Source organism: Brucella tritici (genome assembly GCF_008932285.1).
Classification (GTDB): Bacteria; Pseudomonadota; Alphaproteobacteria; order Rhizobiales; family Rhizobiaceae; genus Brucella; species Brucella tritici.
Genome location: NZ_WBVY01000002.1, coordinates 100368 through 122385, shown reverse-complemented (window position 1 = coordinate 122385; position 22018 = coordinate 100368). Strand labels below are relative to the sequence as shown.

Genomic DNA, 22018 nt, shown 5'->3' with positions numbered 1-22018 from the left:
AACTGTTCTTGTCGTGCGGTTGAAAATTGCGACGACGGCGCACCTAACCCGCTAGGAATAATTTTGTTTCGCGCGATCGAAAAAAACAGGCGAGCAGTCGCGATCAGGGTTGCGTCGGGGAGCTGGACGGTTGGGTGGGACTTTCTGGAGTGACGTCCCCCTTGTCCGATGTGATGAACAGGGTTCCCAGCCCGAACAATGCGGCGGCGAACATGATGACGGCAAGCCACTTCAGGATAATCATCGTTATTTCCTGTCCGTTTTGTCAGGACTTCGACTTATGCTCCGGCTTGCCCTTCTGTCTGGTGGAGGCCAATTTTTCGAGCTCTTTCTCACTCATGGACTTGGCCATTTCCCTGGATGCTCCACGGAGTTGACTTTTTGATTTGTCTCCACGTTTTGCAGCCAAGGCCGCGCCGGCAGCCTGTTGTTGTGCTTTGGATTTCGCAGGCATCTTACATCTCCTGTAAGGGGTCGGTCAGTCTCGATCGCTGCGTTCGCGTCTCATTACACGCGGACCGGGATTGGCAAGGTCATTCGGACGTGCGCCATTGGGGTCGTCAAAATCGAAGTTCTTTTGCGGATCGTTCGGTTGGGGCTGGTGTGGATTGCCAGGTGCGTTGGACTGCTCATGCGTCGGGCGTGCTTGATGGTCCCGTGTTTCGCGCTGGGACGGTTCGCCCGCGCCGACTCGATCTTTGTTGAAAAAGAGCAACCCGCAGTTTGAAGGGTCAGTATTGAACATTGTACTTTCTCCATTGCGAAGACCCGGGTGGTTAATAATGGTCCGGAACAAGCTGGCAGATACTTTGTTCCATAAGAGCAGGAAGCTTTGCGAAGCTGCGCGTAATCCTGGGTCACGGCTGCAGAGCAGTGAAAGGGGAACATGAACTGCCCTCGACGGTTATCGAAACTTGCAACAGAGGAGTTTTGATATGGTCCAGGCAAAGAAATGGTCAGCCGACGTGACCGAACACAGCGACGCGTTAGATATCGAACCGCATGTGTTCGAGCAGGATGATCCGAAGGAAATCGCAGCTTCCCTGAAACGCTCGGCTGACAAGAGCCACAAACGCAAGGCGGAACCGTTTCGCTCGGCCATGTCCATGCTGACCTTCTACATCAACCGCGCTGGCAAGAACTTGCCGGAAACGCGCAAACAAGTGCTGGAAACCGCCAAGGAAGAATTGCGCAAGGCTTACGGCAAACCAGATCGGACTTAACCTGCTTTGGACAAGGGAGGGACCAGTGAAAATCTATATCGCTGAATGGTGGACGATCGCTTTATCTGCGGGTTCCGGGGCAGCGTCCGACCCGCCGGAAATTCCTGAAAATGAACCTGAAGGCATTCCGGTTGAGCCGCCGGAGACCATTCCGCAACCAGATAAGGGGCCGTTCAGTCCCGACGAACCTGAACAGATACCGCCCCTTCCTATACCTGAACATCCATCACCCGGGCCGGTCAATCCGGGCCAGCCGACAATGCTTTGCGCGCCACCCTCCTGTTATTCTGAACCGGGATAAGGAGCGGCCTTCAACAATCGTGCCAGATGTACGCAATTGGCAGCCAGTATTTTGGTAGCGGAAACGACTGTTTCGGGTACCTCTCCCAGATCGACGAAATTGGTTGATTGCATCGCCTCGCCCACCCAATAGGTTACGCCGTTGGCAGGCAGGGTGAAGCCCACATCGTTCAACGCCTGATAGAGCTGGGATGACACGAAATGTGCCCCGTCCTCGTTCCCAACCACTGCCGCGACGGCGACATGCCCGTAAGACGGCATTCGGTTGGCATCATCGGTCTCTGAAAGAAATGCATCCATACGTTCCAGCACGCGCTTGCAGATGCTTGATGGTTGACCGAGCCAGATCGGCGTGCCGAAAATAAGAATATCCGCATCGAGGATTTTGGTTCTGAGTGCCGGCCACTCGTCGTCTTCGCTTTCGCGCGATGTAACGCCGGGTTCGATGTTGAATTCACTCAGCCGCACATGCTCCGTTTGCACGCCATAAGGAACAAGATGTGTATCGAGATAATGTAGCATCCTGTCGGTCGAAGATGGATTCTGGTCTGCACTTCGCTTCAAGGTGGCATTGAGCGCGATAGCTTTGAGGGGAGGAAGGGAAGACACTGTCATTTTCCACCTCCCTTTCTCCTGGTGTGCTTGGGTTCACTCAACGCATCAGCAAGGTTTTTGCGGTCAGGATCGGCAAGATTGTGCCCCGCGGCATCGCGTTTCTTTGCGGGATCGTCGTCAGCGGGTTCGTAACCACGAGGCCGGTTTTCCGGCGGGCCTTCCCATTTCGGCTTCTGATCGGTGGTGCCGGTTTTCGGATCGTGTTTCATGGAAACCTCCGTTTATTGAGACGGCGGCCCAACCTTTCAAACCTCGGATTGTTTCATTGAGTGAAAAGGAGCACCGAATGATGGAGCGGGAAATGGCAAGGTTGAAGCAATGAAATTCTGCGGAACAATTGGTTTTCCTCATGGTTGGAGCTTAGAGGCCCATAATGATGAAAACAGTTCCACCGGATAAAAGCTCTGGCGCTCGCGCAAGAGGCGCGATCCAACGGGGTAAAACCGGCGACAAGGTTCCCGGCTTTGATCCTGCGGTAGCGCCAATGGAAACAGATGCAGAGGCTGGCGGCAGCGCTCAACCGGCTGAAGATCACGGGACACGGCCGTTAGCGGCTCCGGTAAAACCCGATGATAGCAATGCTTCCAGTCATGCGTCCGGCCTGCGCGCATGGCCACCGAAAGAGAATGCGCGATCCGCAAGAAAAACTACGCAGATGCGTGAAGGTCCAGCCTACATGGTCTGGTGGTTCATCATTGCCGTGGTTGTCATCGGATATTTTATAGTCTCATGGATGTGGTCATGAACAAGCGATCAGAACGTGAACGAGGGGAGAGACAGGCTTCGCCGCGAGCGCTCCGATATTTTCCGCGCTTCGTATTAGTCATAGTGGCAGTTCTGCTCCTTCTCCTTCTCGGGTGGAGCCTGACCGGTGGTGGATCGGTAACGCAAAAGCAAGGCATCCAGACACCTCCCGCCATAGGTTCCGCCGACCAGAAGACCAAGCCGCCGGTAGAAAATGACCGACCAGAGACCGGCACGGGCGGCGACCAGCCGGTGCAGGCGCCCGCTCACCAGAAATGAGGATCAATCATGAACGAGAAATCAACTACCCCACTGACGGATGATGAAGACATCAAGTTCCTGGCCGAGAACTCGGATATTTCTCCGCTGCAGGCTCGGCAGTTGATCGAGCGTTTTGGAAGAGATCGACAAAAATTGCTTGAAGAAGCAAAGAAATTTAAAGCGGAAGGGTAGAACCATGGCTCAGATCACACGTGACCACGATGAGATCCGCCAGTGGGTTGAAGACCGAAATGGGCGGCCCGCAATGGTGGAAACCGGTAGTGAAGGCGGTCTATTGCGTATCGATTTCGCAGAAAAAGACCAGAATCTGGAGGAAATCAATTGGGATGATTTCTTCGCCATCTTTGACGATAGAAAGCTGGCTTTTCTCTACGAAGAAACGGAGGATAGCCGCTTTAACAAGTTTATAGATGCTGAGCAGAATTCCTGATTGCAACTAACCCGCAAACCCTAGTTCGGTTCGGAATTCAGGAAGGAGCCTTCGAACCGGGCAGAACGTTCACATTCGCTGCGACGGGCGTATCAGGGTGACGCTCCATATATCTCTTGTGAGCAAGTCGCGCCGCCAGTTCCGCGATGTAGTTCAAATCCCTCAGCCCGTTCTGGTAAAGCATAACGATTGCAGACGAAAGGTCAGTCGCAGCATATTCCCAGTCGCTTTCTTCAAGAATGATCGCGGCGTTGGAAAAGCAGCTGCGCATGAAGTTCACTTCTTCTGGCTTATAAATGCGGCTCGCTTCGTTGAAGAGCGGCATCTCCTTCTCCTTTCCGAAGCATCGACGATACGCTTCCAGACTATTTAAGATAGCCCCATTTGATCACTTCGTGTTTCAAGCGCGCTGAGGGATCAAGGTAATCGTCCGCTGCCGTCTTCGGGGTGGCGTTCGAGATTCTGTCTGTTGAGACAGTCGAGAACCCGCTTTGCCTCTTCTTCGTTCAATGCGATCTGCAGCTTGCCTTCGAACGTGATCGGATTACCCTTGAAAGCGTCAATCACCGACCACGTACCATCGCCATTTTTGTGAAGTTTGTATCCGTTTTCTATCATGGTCTTCTCCCGTTCTTCGCGGCCAAAATCATATCAGTTCATGTCGGGCCAGGCCTTATTTCCCACAAGCGGTACGAACATCACACCGCCGAGATCTTCCTCGTCGAATTCCTCCGTAGATTTACGGGTGATGCACAAAAGGCGCTGGGTACCCGCCATACTGCCGACCGGTATGATGAGCCGCCCGCCTGGTTTGAGCTGCTCTTTGAGCGGGGAGGGGATTTCCGGAGCACCCGCTGCAACAATTATCGCGTCGAAAGGAGCTTCTTCTGGCCAACCATTGCTGCCGTCGCCCGTGCGCACATGGATATTATCGCAGCCGAGGTCTTCGAAGCGTTGTTGCGCGGCTTCGGCAAGGGTGGAATACCGTTCGACAGTAAATATCTGACCGGCAATCTGTGCTATGATCGCCGCAGCGTAGCCGGAGCCTGTTCCAATTTCGAGAACGTGTTCACCCCCACCCAGATGCGCCGATGCAATCATAAAGGCAGTCATATATGGTTGTGAGATCGTTTGGCCATTTTTGATTGGTAGAGGTGTGTCTTCATAGGCAAACTCGATAAAGCCTTCATCGATGAATTTCTCACGAGCCAACGTGCCCATCGCTTCCAGCACGCGCGTGTCATGGATACCGCGATGGACAAGCTGCTCCACCATTTGGACACGAGCTTTCTCAAAATTTCTCATTGTCGCTCTCTCGGGTCGAAATGGACCCAATCCATTCTCTGTAGACATCAGCACCAAGGCCAGAGAAACAGGAAAAACGAAAGGCCCGTCCAAATGGTTCCAATGAACGGCCCATAGGCGAGCGTGGCATCAGTACTACGCTAATCAAATGTGATGCAGCATTTCATGAGAAAGGCCGTGTGCTGATTGCGAGCTTTGCTCCCGGATCATCATATCGGTATCAACTGCTGGATTTCACGATAGACGGGTAGTATCCCGACTGGCAATGAGATGTGACGATTGAATACCGATCGTCAGAAGGAACGTCAGGGAAAATCAGCCGCGCTAAGGAGTCGGCGTTTGTCTGCGTTAGTACCAAAAAGCTATCATAATTTTCAAGTTGCTAGCGTGTTGCTAAGTTAAACTCATTCTGGGCGCAAACGTTCAGTTTGCACAAATTATCTTAACAATTTCAAGGAGATCGAATGGTGGGCGTGACAGGGATTGAACCTGTGACCCCTACGATGTCAACGTAGTGCTCTCCCGCTGAGCTACACGCCCATTCGATGTGGCGCATACACCATATCGCGTTGCGCCCGTCAATGCCCTTTTATGAAGTTTTTTCGTCTTTTTGTTGATGACAAAACAAAGGGCCGCGAATCTGCGGGATCGCCTCAGGCGGCGATCAGCATTTTTTCGATTTCGTTTACCAGATCACGCAGGTGGAATGGTTTGGAAAGCACCTTTGCGTCGCGCGGCGCATCCGAATCGGGGTTGAGGGCGACAGCGGCGAATCCAGTAATGAACATGATCTTCAGATCCGGGTCGATTTCTGTCGCGCGCCGCGCCAGCTCGATGCCGTCCATTTCCGGCATGACAATGTCGGTCAGCAGAAGGGAGAAAGGCTCTTCCTGCAATCTTTCATAGGCACTCGCGCCATTGTCGAAGTGTGTTACGTGATAACCGGCTTTTTCCAACGCCTTGACGAGGAAGCGGCGCATATCATTGTCATCTTCAGCTAGAAGGATTCTCTTCATTGTTCCGTCCGAATTCTGTGTCGTGTTCATCGCCCAAAAGCTGACCCTTAACGACTCAATATCCACCGTAGAAAACGCTTCTTTGGTAAATATGGAATGAATGCTCGCGCGAATGTTAATTGTTATGGCGTGTATTTGGCAACAAGCTGTTCAGTGTGACAGGATTGTCGCATATGCACGCCGTGCAAGGGGCGCAAGATTCGTCTTCCGACCATTTGCACGCATGGGCTGTCTGACGTAATTTATTGCGTTACTGACGTGGATTGTTGTCGGGTGGCCTGAATGTTCCGGTCGAAAACGGGTGAAGAATGAGTTTGGAGCGCGATTTTAGTCTGATACCGCCCTTCGAGATATGCGCTCCGGCGGAACAGCGTATTCCGTTTGTCTTCAATTCACCGCATAGCGGGCGTTACTATCCGCATTCGTTCGTTGAGGCCTCGCGTCTCGACGCCTTGAGCATACGCCATTCGGAAGACTGCTATGTCGATGAACTTTTTGCTTCGGCCATGCGGCTCGGTGCTCCCTTGCTCAAGGCGCATTTTCCGCGTGCTTTTCTCGATGTGAACCGTGAAGCCTATGAGCTCGATCCGCGCATGTTCGCCGAGCCGTTGCCGCCTTTCGCCAATAGCCAGTCGGCGCGCGTTGCAGGCGGGCTCGGCACAGTGCCGCGACTGGTCGGCGAAGGTCAGCTGATCTATCCGGGGCGCATTCCGCTCGCCGAAGCGTTCTATCGCATCGAGGGCCTCTACAAGCCTTATCACCAGACGCTTGATGCATTGCTTCAGTCCACGCGCCAGCGTTTTGGCTATGCGGTGCTGATTGATTGTCATTCGATGCCTGGCGGCGCAAGACCCGGCGAAATCGAATCGCGTCCGGATTTCATTGTCGGTGATCGTTTCGGTCGGTCGTGCAGCGAAAGGCTGACGCAGGCTGCCATCGATCTGCTGCAGGATCTGGGTTACACCGTCGCACACAACAAGCCCTATGCTGGCGGGTTTATCACGGAGCACTACGGACGGCCTGCTATGGCCTGTCATGCCCTGCAGATCGAGATCAATCGCAGTCTCTATGTGAACGAGCAGAACCTGCACAAGCTTGCCGGTTTCGAAACGCTCTGTACCGATCTGCACGGGTTCCTGAGCGACCTGACATCCCTGCCGGATGATCTCTTTATCGCGCCGCCTCTGGCTGCGGAATAATTCGTTCCGTCGAGCGCTTCTCGCAGATAAAAAGAACCGCGCCCGAACGATACGAGCGCGGTCAAAGACTAGGGAGGAAATGCCCCGAAAGGCATCGACAGGAAAACCTGTCTGGGAATTAAGTTACGTCTGAATGGCGTTAACGTCAAGAAAATGCGCATATTTTTTGAGCTAATTTCAGTATGCTCATTATGTAGGCAAAATTAGCATGGTTTGCACAAGTATGCGCCATGTCTTGGAAACAGGAGTTCGGGGTTGCTGATCGACAAGGCATTTTTTTCTGAAGTGGCTGCTGCCGCAGCGCGCGAAACACTTCCGCGTTTTCGTCAGCTGACGGAAATCGACAACAAATATAGCGTCGGTTTCGATCCGGTAACCGAAGCGGATCGGGCGGCGGAGCGTGCGATTCGTGCAGTTATCGGCAATGCTTTTCCCGACCATGGTATTCTTGGGGAAGAATACGGGCCGGAGAATATCGACCGCAGCCATGTCTGGGTCATCGATCCTATCGACGGAACCCGCGCCTTCATTTCCGGCCTGCCGGTCTGGGGCACGCTTCTGGGGCTGACTGTTGATGGCGATGCCAAGGCGGGAATGATGTCGCAGCCCTTCACGGGTGAGTTATTCTACAGCGATGGTAATGGCGCTTATCTCGTACGCCACCATGGCGGCGAAGACGTGCCTCACCGCCTGTCGGTCCGCAAGAATGCCGCCTTGGCCGATGCAACGATGTTCACGACGACGCCTGCTCTTTTCAAAGGCGAAAGCCGCAAGGGATTTGATCGGCTGGAAGGCGCTGTTCGGCTGTCCCGTTACGGGGTTGATTGTTATGCCTTCGCGATGCTGGCAAGCGGATTTGCCGACATTGTCGTTGAAGCGGGTCTGCAGCCTTATGATATTGTCGCTCTCATTCCGCTGATTGAGCAGGCTGGCGGCGTGGTGACGCAACGCGATGGCAGCCCGGCGGAAAAGGGTGGCGATGTCGTGGCAGCCGCTTCTCCTGAACTGCACAGGGCAGCGCTTGATCTGCTGAATAGCTAAAGCATGTCTCCCAAAAGTGGGAACCGCTTTTGGGATAAAGATATGCTTAAAAATAAAAGCTCAAAGCGTGTCGTTTGAATATGAAAGGCGCGACACGCCTTAAATACCGGAAGCCAAGGGTTCAATCGTCTCAGGCATGGTTTCCACTTCCGACGATCCGGGAATGAAGGCATCGAAGGCGGCCCAGAGCTGCTCACGATAAAAGTCGGCTTCCTGAAGCATCTCATGACGTGCGCCGGTAATGGTCGTTAGCGAGACATTGCGCGTGCGCGCAACAAAGCGTTCGATCACCGATGTGGAAACCACGCGGTCTGCGCCAGCGGCAATGACGAGAACGGGCACTGTGGGGCCACTATAGAAATCCGGTTGATTGATGCGCCGAGATGTTTCGAGAGCGCTCCAGAGCCAGCGAGCTGTCGGACCGCCAAGCGCAAGTTCCGGGTTAAGACGTGGGATTTCCATATTGCGCATGAAGCGCGCCGGGTCGCTGGTCAGCGGATTGCCTGCAAAAGGGCGTGAGGCCAGCCTCCGTCCGCCGGAGGCATAAACCCGGCCGAGGCCGAGCCATCGGAAGGCAGACGCGATGCGGCGTACATTGTCATCGCTGAGCTTTTGTCCACCGAGCCCCATGAAGGGCGCACAAAGCACCATGCGACTGATGCGTGATGTCAGCCTGCCCATCGAGGAAAGCGCCACGAGCGCACCAGCCGAATGGCCGAGGATGTAGAAGGGCGGGGGGCAGTCGGGCAAAGCGATCTGGTCAAGGATAAGGTCGAGATCGTCGGAATAGTCGTCGAAACTGCGGACATAACCGCGCTGGCGATCCTTCAGCAGCCGGTGCGAGCCGCCTTGCCCGCGCCAATCGAACGTCACGACCGTAAAACCGCGTGCGGTGAGATCGGTCATGGTTTCGAAGTATTTTTCGATGAACTCATTGCGTCCCTGAAGCAGGACAACCGTTCCCCGTATCGGCTTTGTTTCCGCTTTCAGTATGGCATAGCGCAGGCTCTTGCCGCCCCTCGCTTCAAGCAGGCCAGCCTTCATTCCGTGTGGAATGGGATTCGCATCGGTTTCGAAAAGCAGTTCCGACATCCGATTGCGCGCCTTTCTGTTTCAGATCGGGATATTGCTTCCAGCATAATGGGCCAATTGATGATAAAAAGTAACCGGAAGTTCGAGAACGAACTTCCGGCTCAAAGAACAGCTGGTGCAAGGGACGTTACGCCGGCTGGTCTGTAGAAAGAATTTTAGGAAAGCGCTTAGTACCCGCCGGGACGGCGTTCACCGACGATGCGGCCAGAATAAGCGTCGACCATCACGATGACGCGGCGACCATTCGGTCTCGTGGCACGAACGAAATAGGTGTCACGGTTAAGGCGTATATCGCCGACATCATAGCCGCGGCGTTCCAGTGAACGTGCGATACGGCGCGGCCCCATAATTTCGCGACGGCCATAGTCGTCGCCCCAGCCTGGGCGGCGGTCCGGGCCACCATCCCAACCGGGACGCGGGCCTGGATAAGGACGCGGCGGACGATAGCCGTCATCATCATAATACTGAACCTGAACGCGCAGGCCGCTGTCGGCTGCAAGAGATGATGTCGCAAAACCGGTTGCGACGGTGGCAAGTGCGGCAAAAGCGAGAACAGCTTTTTTCATAACCGTGATCCTTTGATGAACCCGCTTTGCAGCAGGCATGGTGGGACATTAGCCCCAAGCGGCTGAACGCTCGCCAAAGATGATGTTCATTTTGGGTTCATTGTGCGGCGAATCCCCAAAATGTAGGCCCCTATGGATCAGGAGTTATTACGCGCCGTGACAGCCCGTGTAGGCTTATCTTTCGTGATCTCACGCGCATGTGGACTTGAAATGAAAAAGCACCGTTCCCAAATGAGTTTTGCGGTCGCCTGAAAGGGACCGTCGGCATCAAGGAATTCGCCAGAAGGGAATTTCGCCGCCGTGTATGATCCCGAATGCGCTTAGCGCCCTTCGGAAAAGATCATGCTGAAACAAGCATCATGTCGCTCTAAAGGAGGGCTAATACATGCGTCACGTAGATTTTTCCCCGCTTTATCGTTCCACGGTCGGTTTCGATCGGCTTTTCACCATGCTTGATACGCTCGCTTCGCCGGAGGGTAACCAGTCCTATCCGCCGTATAATATCGAGCGCACGGGTGAAAACACCTATCGCATTACCATGGCGGTCGCGGGTTTTTCCGAAAGCGAACTCGAAATCGAAGCACATCGCAATCAGCTGACCATCAAGGGTCAGAAGGCGGATGAAAATGCTTCCGATATCGGTGAAGTTCTCTATCGTGGTATTGCTTCGCGTGCTTTCGAGCGCCGTTTCCAGCTCGCCGACTTCGTTGAAGTCGCCGGTGCGAGCCTCAAGAACGGTCTCCTGCACATTGATCTCAAGCGTGAGATTCCTGAACAGATGAAACCGCGCAAGATCGAAGTTACCAAGGCTGGCTCCGACAGCGCTCAGCAGATCGAGGCAAAAACCGCGCATTAAAGCATGTCTCCCAAAAGTGGGAACCGGTTTTGGGACGAAGACATGCGTAGATGTAGATGTTTAAAGCACAAGGCGCTTTAAACTCGGTGGATTACGAATAAGAAAAGGCGGCGCTTCAAGCGCCGCCTTTTTCGTTTTCACAGCTACTACAGAGCGTTAGGCGATCAAGTCGGCGAACCGGTCGACATCTTCTTCCGTGTTGGCGAAGCTCGTCACGAAACGGGCAAAAATTTCGCCGTCGCTGATGCGGTTCACTTCCGAATGTGGCGGGTTCCAGTCGTAGAAGATCGCTCCGGCATTGCGCAGGCGGTCATAGACCGACTGTTTCATGATGGCGAAAACCTCATTGGCCTCCGGCTTCCAGGCAAGGCGCATCTGGCTCGACGCATTGATATGACCGGCGAGGCGTGTTGCAAGCGCATTGGAGTGGCGAGCCAATTCCAGCCAGAGATTATCCTGCAGGTAGGCGTCAAACTGCGCCGCGACAAAGCGGGTCTTGGAAAAAAGCTGTGCTGCGCGCTTGCGGATGAATGGAAGGTCCTTGGCGCGGGCGGGGTCCATAAAGACCAGCGCTTCGGCACACCAGCAGCCGTTTTTCGTGCCACCGAAGGAAACGATGTCTACGCCCTGTTTCCAGGTCATTTCGGCAGGCGTCATGTCCAGCGAAACAAGCGCATTGGCAAAACGTGCACCGTCCATATGCAGCGGCAGACTGGCATCGCGGCAGATCTCGGAAATGGTGGCAATATGTTCGGGCTGGTAGAGCGTACCAACTTCGGTCGCTTGCGTGATGCTGACGGCCATAGGCTGTCCGGCATGGACGAAAGCCGGATTGAAGCGCTTCAGTTCGCGCTTGAGAAGCTCGGGGTCGATACGGCCATGCGCGCCGTCAATTGGATGCAAGCGGGCGCCGCCGGTAAAATATTCAGGTGCGCCGCATTCGTCCTCAATGACATGCGCTTCACGGTGGACCAGCGATACCCCGCCGGGGCGGTTGACGCTGGCGAGCGCCAGCGAGTTGGCGGCGGTTCCGGTTCCGACAAAGAACACGGCAACTTCGCGCTCAAACAATTCGTTGAAGCGTTGTTCTACTTGGCTGTCGATTTCGCTTGCGCCATAGGCTGCCGCAAAGCCTGCAGCATGCAACGAAAGGCTCTCGGCGATTTTGGGATGGGCGCCTGCCCAATTGTCTGACGCAAAATGCACGTGTTCCTCCAGATGGGTTGAATGGGCTGTCGCACAGTCGATGTTTCTATAACCTGTCTGACAGAAGCGGTTAAGGCCCCGCTTACGCGAAAAATCTCATCAGGCTGCCTATTATTTAGGCATACATGAAGCAGGCGAAAGCGCGCCAAACTGACGCAATGGCCGCTAAACGCAATTAAAATCCAGTAAAATCACGGCTTTTGATATTTTATTACGGAAGATGATGAGAAAAATTGCGTTTCCATCTTGTGAGGCAATTTGAATTCTGTCATACGTAATTAGGACAGCAATGCTGTCCAATTAAACGCTGATGCAAACGGAAGCGTCACAACGCTCTCCGAAAAGTTTCAGAAAGAGGCGCCGTACTGGCAGGCATATAGCCTGGCGGTAACAGGCGCCCCGACCGCGACAGGAGGAATTCTAGTGCGCCATTTTCTGGTGGGCTGAGTGTCGTCTGTCCAAGCCTGATGAGAATAAGGCGCTAAACATCGTTCCTCGCACCGGCTTTGCCGCTCGCCCGGAACCTCGTCCAACGCCTTGTCGATAAGGCTTCCTTTATACGTAAAGCAACGGCGGGATGGTTGTCACACCATCTCGGTATATACTGATCGCGCACCTCATGATGAGGGCCAAACGGAGGGAATGACGATGACGCATTTGACGCCATCTGTATCGAATGTGGTTTCTCACAACGTGCAGAACGGAACGGTCAAAGCTGCGACGACCGCTCCCAACCGAACGACGCGAAAAACGAAAGCCGCGGGTTTGCCCGCAGCGCAAGGACTTTACGATCCGCGCAATGAACATGATGCGTGCGGCGTTGGCTTTATTGCGCATATGAAGGGCAAGAAGTCGCATCAGGTCGTGGAAAACGGCCTCAAGATGCTGGAAAACCTCACCCACCGCGGTGCTGTTGGTGCCGACCCGCTGATGGGCGATGGCGCAGGTATTCTCGTGCAGATTCCGGATCGCTTCTTCCGCGAGGAAATGGCGCGTCAGGGCATCGATTTGCCGCAGCCCGGCCATTATGGCGTCGGCTATCTGTTCATGCCGCGCGATGCGGAACTGCGCGCCCATATTGAAGAGATCGTCAAGGAGGTCATCACCGCAGAAGGCCAGACCTTTATCGGCCTGCGCGAAGTGCCTGTCGACAATTCATCGCTTTCCAAGGCTCCGGATATTGCCGCAACCGAACCGTTTCACGTTCAGGTCTTCATCGGGCGCAATCCGATGCTGGAGACGGACGACGATTTCGAACGCCGCCTGTTCGTTCTGCGCAAGGTCATTTCCAACCGTATCTATCAGGAAAACGACGGCGACGATAAGGGCTTCTATGTCGTGTCCATGTCGGCACGTACGGTCGTCTACAAGGGCATGTTCCTCGCCTATCAGGTCGGTGCCTATTATCAGGATTTGAAGGACCCGCGTTTTGAAAGCGCGGTAGCGCTGGTGCATCAGCGCTTCTCCACCAACACCTTCCCGTCATGGCGTCTGGCGCACCCATACCGCATGGTTGCACATAACGGCGAAATCAACACGCTGCGCGGTAACGTCAACTGGATGGCTGCGCGTCAGGCTTCGGTGGACTCGGAACTGTTCGGCAACGACATTTCCAAGCTCTGGCCGATTTCCTACGAAGGCCAGTCGGACACGGCCTGCTTCGACAATGCGCTCGAATTCCTGCATCAGGGCGGCTACAGCCTTGCGCATGCGATGATGATGCTGATCCCGGAAGCATGGTCGGGCAACAAGCTGATGTCGGATGAACGCCGTGCATTCTACGAATATCATGCGGCGCTCATGGAGCCGTGGGACGGCCCTGCGGCTGTCGCTTTCACGGACGGTCGCCAGATTGGCGCGACGCTTGATCGTAACGGCCTGCGTCCAGCGCGCTATATCGTGACGGACGATGATTTCGTCATTCTGGCTTCGGAAGCCGGTGTTCTCCCGGTCGAGGAAAAGAAAGTCGTCAAGAAGTGGCGTCTCCAGCCGGGCCGCATGCTGCTGATCGATATGGAAGAAGGCCGCATCGTTTCGGATGAGGAAATCAAGTCCCAGATCGCGCAGAAGCATCCCTACAAGCAGTGGCTTGCCAACACGCAGCTCATTCTGGAAGACCTCAATCCGGTCGAGCCGCGTGCGCTGCGCAAGGATGTGAGCCTTCTCGACCGCCAGCAGAGCTTCGGCTACACGCAGGAAGACACCAAGCTGTTGATGTCGCCCATGGCTACGACTGGTCAGGAAGCCATTGGTTCGATGGGCACGGATACGCCGATCTCGGCCATGTCCGACAAGTCGAAGATGCTGTTCACCTATTTCAAGCAGAACTTCGCGCAGGTCACCAACCCGCCGATCGATCCGATCCGCGAAGAACTGGTGATGAGCCTTGTCTCCTTCATCGGCCCGCGTCCGAATATTTTTGACCTTGTCGGCACGTCACGCCGCAAGCGTCTGGAAGTGCGCCAGCCGATCCTGACCAATGGCGATCTGGAAAAGATCCGCTCCATCGGTCATACGGAAGATCGCTTTGACACCAAGACGCTCGACATCACCTATAATACGGGTGAAGGTGCAGCCGGTATGCATGGCGCCATTGAACGCCTTTGTGACCGTGCCGAAGCGGCTGTTCACGGTGGCTACAACATCGTCATCCTGTCGGATCGTCAGGTTGGCCCGGATCGCATTCCGATCCCGGCTCTTCTGGCGACGGCAGCCGTGCACCATCACCTGATCCGCAAGGGCTTGCGCACGTCGGTCGGCCTCGTTGTGGAATCGGGCGAGCCGCGCGAAATACACCATTTCTGCTGCCTCGCCGGTTACGGTGCCGAGGCGATCAATCCTTACCTTGCCTTCGACACGCTGCTCGACATGCATCGCCGTCGCGAATTCCCGCCGGAAGTGGACGAGAATGAAGTCGTCAAGCGCTACATCAAGTCCATCGGCAAGGGCATCCTCAAGGTCATGTCCAAGATGGGCATCTCGACCTATCAGTCCTATTGCGGCGCGCAGATTTTCGATGCAGTTGGCTTGCAGACGGGCTTTGTCGACAAGTTCTTCTTCGGCACGGCAACGAGCATTGAAGGCGTCGGTCTCGATGAAATCGCGGAAGAAACCGTACGTCGCCACACCGATGCCTTTGGCAGCGATCCGGTTCTGCTGACCTCGCTGGAAGTTGGCGGCGAATATGCCTACCGTATGCGCGGCGAGGCGCACCTGTGGTCGCCGGATGCGGTTGCCAGACTGCAGCATGCCGTGCGCACCTCCAATCCGGAGACGTTCACCGAATATACGCGCATGCTCGACTCCAAGTCGGCGCAGGCGAAGACTATTCGCGGCTTGTTCAATATTCGCTTCGCTGAAGAGCGCGGTCTGAAGCCGGTCTCCATCGATGAGGTCGAACCGGCGACGGAAATCGTCAAGCGCTTCTCGACGGGTGCGATGTCCTTCGGCTCGATCTCCAGAGAAGCCCACACAACGCTGGCGCGCGCCATGAATGCCATTGGCGGCAAATCGAACACCGGCGAGGGTGGTGAGGAGCCAGATCGCTTCTATCCGCTGCCGGATGGTAAGCCGAACCCTGAACGTTCTGCCATCAAACAGGTGGCATCGGGCCGTTTCGGTGTGACGACGGAATATCTCGTCAACTCCGATCTGATCCAGATCAAGGTCGCGCAGGGTGCAAAGCCCGGCGAAGGCGGCCAGTTGCCGGGTCACAAGGTCGATGCGACTATCGCCAAGACCCGTCACTCGACGCCGGGTGTAGGCCTCATTTCGCCGCCACCGCACCATGACATCTACTCGATCGAAGATCTGGCGCAGCTCATCTACGACCTGAAGAATGTCAATCCGGCTGCCGATATCTCGGTCAAGCTGGTGTCGGAAGTGGGTGTTGGCACGGTTGCTGCCGGTGTTGCCAAGGCGCGTGCCGACCACATTACGGTCTCGGGTTATGATGGCGGTACGGGTGCTTCGCCGCTCACCTCGCTGAAGCATGCCGGAAGCCCCTGGGAAATCGGTCTTGCCGAAACTCACCAGACGCTGGTGCTGAACGGGCTTCGCTCCCGCGTGGCATTGCAGGTGGACGGAGGCTTGCGTACAGGTCGCGATGTCATAGTCGGTGCGCTGCTCGGTGCCGACGAGTTTGGCTTCTCGACCGCTCCGCTGATTGCCGCCGGTTGCATCATGATGCGCAAGTGCCATCTGAACACCTGCCCGGTGGGCGTGGCGACGCAGGACCCGGTTCTGCGCAAGCGCTTCAAGGGCACGCCGGAACATGTCATCAATTTCTTCTTCTATCTCGCGGAAGAAGTTCGTGCTTTGCTGGCAGAGATGGGCTTCACCAAGCTGGAACAGATCATCGGCGAGACCGAGTTTCTGGAAAAGCAGGCCATGGTTGACCATTGGAAAGCGAAGGGTCTCGATTTCAGCCGCATTTTCTACAAGCCTGAAGCCGAGAAGCACGAAATCTACTGGACCGAGCGGCAGCATCACCCGATCGAGGATGTCCTTGATCGCAAGCTGATTGCCGAGGCTATGCCCGCGCTGGAAGACCGCCAGCCGGTCAAGATCGACATCGACATCAAGAATGTCGATCGTTCTGCCGGCGCGATGCTTTCCGGTGAAGTGGCGAAGCGCTTCCGTCACAAGGGGCTGCCGGAAGACACCATTGCCGTTACGCTCCGCGGTACGGCTGGCCAGTCTTTCGGCGCGTTCCTGGCGCGCGGCGTCTCGTTCGAGCTGATCGGCGATGGCAACGACTATGTCGGGAAGGGCCTTTCGGGTGGTCGCATCGTTATCCGCCCGCCGGAAGACACGCGTATCGTTGCCGAGGATTCCATCATCGTCGGCAATACTGTGCTCTACGGTGCGCTTGAAGGCGAGTGCTACTTCCGCGGCGTTGCAGGCGAGCGTTTCGCTGTTCGCAACTCTGGCGCGGTCACGGTTGTCGAAGGCGTGGGTGACCATGGCTGTGAATACATGACTGGCGGTGTCGTCGTGGTTATCGGCCAGACGGGTCGCAATTTTGCGGCGGGCATGTCGGGCGGCGTCGCCTATGTGCTCGACGAAGAAGGCGATTTCGCCCAGCGCTGCAACATGGCAATGGTCGAGCTGGAACCGGTCCCCGAAGAAGACGACATCCTCGAAAAGCTGCATCACCATGGCGGCGACCTTATGCACAAGGGCCGTGTGGACGTTTCAGCCAACATGACCCATCATGATGAGGAACGTCTGGTGCAGTTGATCGCTAATCATCTGCACTACACCGGCTCGACGCGGGCGAAGGACATTCTCGACAATTGGGAGAGCTATCGCCCGAAATTCGTGAAGGTCATGCCGGTCGAATACCGCCGCGCTTTGGAAGAGATGGAGCGTATGCAGATCGGTGTTGCGGCTGAATAGGGCAAGATCCTGAAAAGTGGAGCCCGGCCTTCGGGTCGGGCACCCTTCGCCACGTGAGAGATAACAACGTCCTTGCATGCCAGCGCATTGGAAGATGATGCGGCGGACAGGGCAACTTCCGGCAAAGCCGACCATGCGCTGGTCGCAGGCCGAGGGGAGTAAGAGAATGGGTAAGGTAACTGGCTTTCTTGAAATCGACCGGCAGGTAGCGAAGTACCAGCCAGCGTCGGATCGTATCCGTCATTTCCGCGAATTCACCATTCCGATGACGGATGGTGAAGTGCAGAAGCAGGCGGCACGCTGCATGGATTGCGGCATTCCGTTCTGCCATGGCCCGACGGGCTGCCCGGTGCACAACCAGATTCCGGACTGGAATGATCTCGTCTATAACAACAACTGGGATCAGGCGATCCGCAACCTGCATCTGACCAATAATTTCCCGGAATTTACGGGTCGCGTCTGCCCCGCGCCTTGCGAGGAAGCCTGCACGCTGAACCTCGAGGACACGCCGGTTGCGATCAAGACAGTCGAGCAGGCGCTGGGTGACAAGGCTTATGAGCTCGGCTATATCGTGCCGCAGCCCGCTGCCAACAAGACTGGCAAGTCGGTTGCCATCATCGGTTCTGGTCCCGCTGGCCTCGCGGCTGCACAGCAATTGGCACGCGCTGGTCACATGGTCGATGTCTACGAACGCGAAAGCCGCCCCGGCGGTCTGCTGCGTTATGGCATTCCCGATTTCAAGATGGAAAAGCACCACATCGACCGCCGTGTCGCGCAGATGGAAGGTGAAGGCGTTCGCTTCCTGTGCGGTGTGAACATCGGCGTCGACAAGCCGCTGCGCGGTCTCCTCGATACCTATGATGCCGTGCTTTACAGCGGTGGCTCGGAAACGCCGCGTCCGGCGGGCATTCCGGGTGCGGATTTTGAAGGCGTGCATGATGCCATGCCTTATCTGGTTCAGCAGAACCGTCGCGTCGGGCGCGAGAATATCGAATCCGTTGCCTGGACTTCGGCTCCGATCCTGGCTGGCGGCAAGCATGTCGTGGTGGTCGGCGGTGGCGATACCGCGTCGGACTGCGTGGGCACGGCGTTCCGTCAGGGTGCGGTCAATGTCACCCAGCTCGATATTCGTCCGCAGCCGCCGGAAAAGGAAGACAAGCTCAGCGTCTGGCCTTATTGGGCGACCAAGATGCGCACCTCCTCCAGCCAGGCGGAAGGCGCTTCCCGCGAGTTTCAGGTCGCAACGCTGGAGTTCATTGGCGAAGACGGCCGCCTCACGCATGTGAAGTGCTGTCAGGTGGATGAAAAGCGCAAGCCGATTGCTGGGACGGAGTTCTTCATCAAGGCCGATCTTGCCTTTATCGCAATCGGTTTTGCCGGACCGGCAGAAGACAGCGTGGTCAAGGAACTGGGCGAAAAGCTCGATATCGTGACCGACCGTCGTGGCTCCAGATCGGTGAAGGCCAATGAGCGCGACTACCGCACCAATGTCGATAAGCTCTATGCGGCGGGTGATGTGCGCCGCGGCCAGTCGCTGGTTGTCTGGGCAATCCGCGAAGGCCGTCAAGCAGCACACGCCATCGATGCTGATCTAATGGGAAGTTCCGTCCTTCCTCGCTAAAGCTGCTATGTTGCGGCCCTAGCGGCCTGCAAATGGCGTTGTTTTGCGCTTCCGGTGCTCATGTACCTTTAAGTACCCTCCGCTCCGGTTCTCAAACTCCACCATTTTCGGCTCGCCAGTGCCGCAATCTCATCAGCTTTTATGAGCGCACTGAAAATAAAAAGCCCGGAGTTTCCTCCGGGCTTTTTTGTGTCTTTTGGGGATCAGTCTTGGCTGCGTCGCGACTTCATCACCAGATAGGCGATGGCGAGAAGCACGAACCAAAGCGGCGTGACTTTCAGTGCGGCTGCGGTGTCCGGCTCTTGCGCCAGCGCCCAGAGAATGAAGGCGAAGAAGGCAAAGACCATCACGACGGCTGCGCGCCCGCCGGGCATTTTGAAAGTGGACTTTTCATGCAGGTCCGGGCGCTTGCGACGGTATTGCAGATATGACGCCAGAATGACCGACCAGATGAAGATGAAAAGTAGCGCTGAAATCGTCGTGACGATTGTGAAGGCTTCGATGATGCTCTGGCCAGCATAAAGCAGAACCACGCCTGCCAGCAGGAAAACACACGAGAAGAACAGCGAGTTCACCGGTACTTTCCGCTTGTTCAGCTTGCCGAGCGCCTTCGGCGCAAGTTTGGAAGTGGCAAGGCCGTAGATCATGCGCGAGGTTGAGTAAATGCCGGAATTTGCGCTCGACGTTGCCGAAGTCAACACGACGAAATTCACGACATGGGCTGCAATGCCGAGACCGGCGAGCGAGAACATGGCGACGAACGGGCTCGAATTCGGGTCGACCTGATCCCAGGGAATGACCGTGATGATGACGAACAGCGCGCCGAGATAGAACAGCACCACGCGAATCGGAATGGAGTTGATCGCCTTGGGCAGATTGCGCACAGGGTCCTTGGTTTCCGCAGCGGCGGTGCCGACCAGTTCGATACCGACGAAGGCGAAAACTGCGATCTGGAAACCGGCAACAAAGCCCAGGAAACCGTTGGGGAAGAACCCGCCATGGTTCCACAGATGGGCGACCGATGCCTGGCTGCCATTGGGCAGGGTAAAGCCGGTCGAGAGCATGTACACACCCGCAATAATCAACCCGACAATGGCGACGATCTTGATGAGAGCGAACCAGAATTCGATTTCACCGAAATTGCGCACGGTTGGCAGATTGAGCGCCAGAAGCGTGAAAATCAGACCGAGCGCCGGTATCCAGAGCGCCAGTTCCGGGAACCAGAATGAGACATAGCCCGAAACGGCAACCACATCGGCCACGCCGGTCACAATCCAGCACAACCAATAGGTCCAGCCGGTGAAGAACTGAGCCCATGGCCCGAGATAATCGCCTGCGAAATCCGCAAAGGAACGATATTCGAGATTGGACAGCAGGATTTCGCCCAGTGCGCGCATGACGAAAAACAGCATGAAGCCGATGATCGCATAGACAAGCAGGATCGAAGGGCCTGCCAGCGAAATGGTCTTGCCCGACCCCATGAAAAGGCCGGTGCCGATGGCGCCACCGATGGCGATCAGTTGCAGATGTCGATTGGACAGATTACGTGCAAGATGGGGTTCCTCCTCCCGATGTGGATCGACAGAAGGCTTTGATGCGATATTCATTCAAACGCCTCTTGTTTCTGGCGGACGCTGAAAACAACCTCGCTCGGGCGAGGAAAAGCGTCCTTCCTGTCCAGCCCTTTCAGGCAGACGGTGCCTTCTGATAGACGATGAAAGCACTCCTGTGAACAGCGCGGAATGTAGCAATTAGAATCATATTGAATAGAGAAAGCCGCTGGCTATCAATAAAGTGATAGCTCTATCACGCTGACTTGGCTCAAAAATTTAGGGATTTGCGCTCTTCTGCGGCCAGGAAAAATCGTCTGCCCGTCCGGGTGAAGGCTTGCTCTCATTCCGGGCCGGGCGTGGATCTTGCGGACGCGCAACGAGGCTGCCGCCAAGCAGAACGCCGCTTTCATCCTTGTCGACGTCCCGAATGCTGACCGGCGCAACACGATCAACCGGTTTGGACGGGTCATGAGTGCCTGCGGCGGGCAGAGGCTGGTCTTCTTCCTTTGCACCGCCGAGATAGGCGCGAAGCGGCTTTTCCGCATAGAAAGCGAGCTTGCGTTTACCAGCCGAAGTTATGTTGATGCCGTCATTGCCGCGCAAACGCGCGGTCTGACCGTTAATATCGAAACCCGTCTGGGTAAAATTGCCTTCTTCATCGACGAAGCCATCCCAGACATCGGCAAATTTTCCGCCCGCCTTTTCGGTGGCGTTGCGATAGATTTCATTGAGCGCCAGCATATCCTGCGACATGCCTTTCGGGCGGAACGGCGGTTGACCGATCCACACCAGAGGAAAATGCTTGTCGTTGATTACCTTGATGAAGGCGGTGACGCGCTTTTGATATTCCTCGTTCCATTCCGGCGACCGCGGCGGCAGGCTCGCGCCCTTCTCGGTGATCGCCTGCCTGTCGTTGGAGCCGATCATCACGACGACAGCAGCCGGTTTCTCCTCGTCCAATATCTTGCCGATATTGTCGGGCCAGTCGAAATGATCGTTGCGCACAAAGCCGGAGGAGCCATTTATCCGGGTTACGATCTGGAAGTCAGGGTCCGACGCGAAAGCGATGTCGAGGCCTTCGGCCAGACCATTGCCGATGAAGTCACCGACTACGAGGATTTTCTTTGCGTCCGGCTTTTTCTCCACAAACTCGACCGCAGGGCTCGTCGCTGGTGGCGGTGCCGGGCGTGAAGCGGGAGAACTCGCTTTGGAGCGCTTGGCCTTTGGCCGGGCGCGTTGTGGAGAGGGCTGCTGATATTGACGCTGCGGTTGCGCTTGCCGCGAGCCGAATAGGAGATCGAAAAGTGTGCGCGGACGTTCCTGTGCGGATGCCGTGGCGATGCCTGAAAACATCAGCGCTGCCACCGCAAGCATGACGCCAGCAGCGTTGACCAGTCGCCTCACAATCCGATTTTCGCGCATCCGTCTTGCCTTCATGGCTTGTATATTAGCTTGGCTGCTTGGAAAAACAAAATGGGGCGCACTTCTGAACAAGTGTGCCCCATTCGATAATTCAATCCAATAGATACATTAAATTACTCGTGGTCTTTACAATTCCGACATTTGCTC

General features: G+C 55.8%; 25 protein-coding genes and 1 tRNA gene. 10 read left to right on the top strand and 16 right to left on the bottom strand.

What is annotated here, in order from left to right; genetic code table 11:
* Positions 1-103: 103 nt before the first annotated feature.
* Genes F9K94_RS24390 through F9K94_RS06070 form a run of 3 tightly spaced genes read right to left on the bottom strand, consistent with a single transcriptional unit; the run spans position 104 to position 745 of the window.
* Positions 104-244 carry a hypothetical protein gene (locus tag F9K94_RS24390; protein WP_192799276.1) on the bottom strand — a complete coding sequence of 47 codons (141 nt, stop codon included), beginning with the start codon at positions 242-244 and terminating at the stop codon, positions 104-106.
* Between the two features lie 21 nt (positions 245-265).
* Positions 266-454, bottom strand: coding sequence for a DUF3008 family protein (locus F9K94_RS06075; RefSeq protein WP_043061992.1), 189 nt, complete (start codon positions 452-454; stop codon positions 266-268).
* Positions 455-478: 24 nt separating this feature from the next.
* Positions 479-745 carry a hypothetical protein gene (locus F9K94_RS06070; protein ID WP_036588037.1) on the bottom strand — a complete coding sequence of 89 codons (267 nt, stop codon included), beginning with the start codon at positions 743-745 and terminating at the stop codon, positions 479-481.
* Between the two features lie 190 nt (positions 746-935).
* Here F9K94_RS06070 and F9K94_RS06065 point away from each other — a divergent pair, with 190 nt between their 5' ends.
* Both F9K94_RS06065 and F9K94_RS06060 read left to right on the top strand, forming a co-directional pair.
* A complete protein-coding gene (locus F9K94_RS06065; protein ID WP_012093580.1) occupies positions 936-1223 on the top strand; it encodes a DUF3175 domain-containing protein in 288 nt (95 codons plus the stop codon).
* A gap of 25 nt (positions 1224-1248) precedes the next feature.
* The gene (locus F9K94_RS06060) at positions 1249-1524 is read left to right on the top strand and encodes a hypothetical protein (protein WP_012093579.1); all 276 of its coding nucleotides are present in this window, start codon (positions 1249-1251) and stop codon (positions 1522-1524) included.
* Here the strand turns inward: F9K94_RS06060 and F9K94_RS06055 are convergent.
* Together F9K94_RS06055 and F9K94_RS06050 are read right to left on the bottom strand one after the other, a co-directional pair.
* The gene (locus F9K94_RS06055; protein WP_012093578.1) at positions 1506-2138 is read right to left on the bottom strand and encodes a flavodoxin family protein; all 633 of its coding nucleotides are present in this window, start codon (positions 2136-2138) and stop codon (positions 1506-1508) included. The genes F9K94_RS06060 and F9K94_RS06055 overlap by 19 nt on opposite strands.
* The gene (locus tag F9K94_RS06050) at positions 2135-2347 is read right to left on the bottom strand and encodes a hypothetical protein (protein ID WP_012093577.1); all 213 of its coding nucleotides are present in this window, start codon (positions 2345-2347) and stop codon (positions 2135-2137) included. The genes F9K94_RS06055 and F9K94_RS06050 overlap by 4 nt, the downstream gene beginning before the upstream one ends.
* A 164-nt stretch (positions 2348-2511) precedes the next feature.
* Between F9K94_RS06050 and F9K94_RS06045 the strand changes: the two genes are divergently transcribed.
* Positions 2512-2883 (top strand): hypothetical protein, encoded by a 372-nt coding sequence (locus F9K94_RS06045; protein ID WP_151556389.1) that lies wholly within the window; start codon positions 2512-2514, stop codon positions 2881-2883.
* 74 nt (positions 2884-2957) lie between these two features.
* Here F9K94_RS06045 and F9K94_RS24385 read toward each other — a convergent pair whose 3' ends face one another.
* Positions 2958-3152 (bottom strand): hypothetical protein, encoded by a 195-nt coding sequence (locus F9K94_RS24385; protein ID WP_155269254.1) that lies wholly within the window; start codon positions 3150-3152, stop codon positions 2958-2960.
* An 18-nt stretch (positions 3153-3170) separates the two neighbouring features.
* Between F9K94_RS24385 and F9K94_RS24380 the strand changes: the two genes are divergently transcribed.
* Together F9K94_RS24380 and F9K94_RS06035 are read left to right on the top strand one after the other, a co-directional pair.
* Complete coding sequence (locus F9K94_RS24380; RefSeq protein WP_086000501.1) at positions 3171-3335, top strand: hypothetical protein; 165 nt, start codon at positions 3171-3173, stop codon at positions 3333-3335.
* Between the two features lie 4 nt (positions 3336-3339).
* Positions 3340-3594, top strand: coding sequence for a hypothetical protein (locus F9K94_RS06035; RefSeq protein WP_043061994.1), 255 nt, complete (start codon positions 3340-3342; stop codon positions 3592-3594).
* Positions 3595-3631: 37 nt separating this feature from the next.
* Here F9K94_RS06035 and F9K94_RS06030 read toward each other — a convergent pair whose 3' ends face one another.
* The 5 genes from F9K94_RS06030 to cpdR all read right to left on the bottom strand — a co-directional run bounded on the left by F9K94_RS06030 (position 3632) and on the right by cpdR (position 5915).
* Positions 3632-3919 carry a hypothetical protein gene (locus tag F9K94_RS06030; RefSeq protein ID WP_151644283.1) on the bottom strand — a complete coding sequence of 96 codons (288 nt, stop codon included), beginning with the start codon at positions 3917-3919 and terminating at the stop codon, positions 3632-3634.
* A gap of 92 nt (positions 3920-4011) precedes the next feature.
* Positions 4012-4212 carry a hypothetical protein gene (locus F9K94_RS06025; protein WP_036588034.1) on the bottom strand — a complete coding sequence of 67 codons (201 nt, stop codon included), beginning with the start codon at positions 4210-4212 and terminating at the stop codon, positions 4012-4014.
* 33 nt (positions 4213-4245) lie between these two features.
* Entirely contained in the window at positions 4246-4899 is a 654-nt protein-coding gene (locus tag F9K94_RS06020) for a protein-L-isoaspartate(D-aspartate) O-methyltransferase (protein ID WP_043061996.1), read from the bottom strand.
* Between the two features lie 465 nt (positions 4900-5364).
* A tRNA-Val gene (locus tag F9K94_RS06015) sits at positions 5365-5439 on the bottom strand.
* A gap of 113 nt (positions 5440-5552) precedes the next feature.
* On the bottom strand, positions 5553-5915 hold the full coding sequence (gene cpdR / locus F9K94_RS06010; RefSeq protein WP_002966536.1) for a cell cycle two-component system response regulator CpdR: 363 nt from the start codon (positions 5913-5915) through the stop codon (positions 5553-5555).
* Between the two features lie 308 nt (positions 5916-6223).
* On the opposite strand from cpdR, the gene F9K94_RS06005 reads away from it, so the two are divergent.
* Positions 6224-7114 (top strand): N-formylglutamate amidohydrolase, encoded by an 891-nt coding sequence (locus tag F9K94_RS06005; protein ID WP_151644281.1) that lies wholly within the window; start codon positions 6224-6226, stop codon positions 7112-7114.
* Positions 7115-7369: 255 nt separating this feature from the next.
* Positions 7370-8155 (top strand): histidinol-phosphatase, encoded by a 786-nt coding sequence (hisN, locus tag F9K94_RS06000; protein ID WP_151644279.1) that lies wholly within the window; start codon positions 7370-7372, stop codon positions 8153-8155.
* A gap of 99 nt (positions 8156-8254) precedes the next feature.
* On the opposite strand, the gene F9K94_RS05995 is transcribed toward hisN, so the two are convergent.
* Complete coding sequence (locus F9K94_RS05995) at positions 8255-9247, bottom strand: alpha/beta fold hydrolase (protein ID WP_151644277.1); 993 nt, start codon at positions 9245-9247, stop codon at positions 8255-8257.
* 167 nt (positions 9248-9414) lie between these two features.
* Entirely contained in the window at positions 9415-9813 is a 399-nt protein-coding gene (locus tag F9K94_RS05990; protein WP_061347694.1) for a hypothetical protein, read from the bottom strand.
* A gap of 385 nt (positions 9814-10198) precedes the next feature.
* Here F9K94_RS05990 and F9K94_RS05985 point away from each other — a divergent pair, with 385 nt between their 5' ends.
* On the top strand, positions 10199-10669 hold the full coding sequence (locus F9K94_RS05985) for an Hsp20 family protein (protein ID WP_151556384.1): 471 nt from the start codon (positions 10199-10201) through the stop codon (positions 10667-10669).
* 156 nt (positions 10670-10825) lie between these two features.
* Here F9K94_RS05985 and F9K94_RS05980 read toward each other — a convergent pair whose 3' ends face one another.
* Positions 10826-11875, bottom strand: coding sequence for a threonine aldolase family protein (locus F9K94_RS05980; protein ID WP_151644275.1), 1050 nt, complete (start codon positions 11873-11875; stop codon positions 10826-10828).
* Between the two features lie 648 nt (positions 11876-12523).
* Between F9K94_RS05980 and gltB the strand changes: the two genes are divergently transcribed.
* Both gltB and F9K94_RS05965 read left to right on the top strand, forming a co-directional pair.
* Positions 12524-17275, top strand: a complete 4752-nt coding sequence (gene gltB / locus F9K94_RS05970) for a glutamate synthase large subunit (RefSeq protein ID WP_151644273.1) — start codon at positions 12524-12526, stop codon at positions 17273-17275.
* A gap of 166 nt (positions 17276-17441) precedes the next feature.
* Positions 17442-18896 carry a glutamate synthase subunit beta gene (locus F9K94_RS05965; protein WP_061347598.1) on the top strand — a complete coding sequence of 485 codons (1455 nt, stop codon included), beginning with the start codon at positions 17442-17444 and terminating at the stop codon, positions 18894-18896.
* A gap of 203 nt (positions 18897-19099) precedes the next feature.
* Here F9K94_RS05965 and cycA read toward each other — a convergent pair whose 3' ends face one another.
* A complete protein-coding gene (gene cycA / locus F9K94_RS05960) occupies positions 19100-20503 on the bottom strand; it encodes a D-serine/D-alanine/glycine transporter (protein WP_151644271.1) in 1404 nt (467 codons plus the stop codon).
* A gap of 222 nt (positions 20504-20725) precedes the next feature.
* Entirely contained in the window at positions 20726-21871 is a 1146-nt protein-coding gene (locus F9K94_RS05955) for an SGNH/GDSL hydrolase family protein (protein ID WP_151644269.1), read from the bottom strand.
* Positions 21872-22018: the final 147 nt, after the last annotated feature.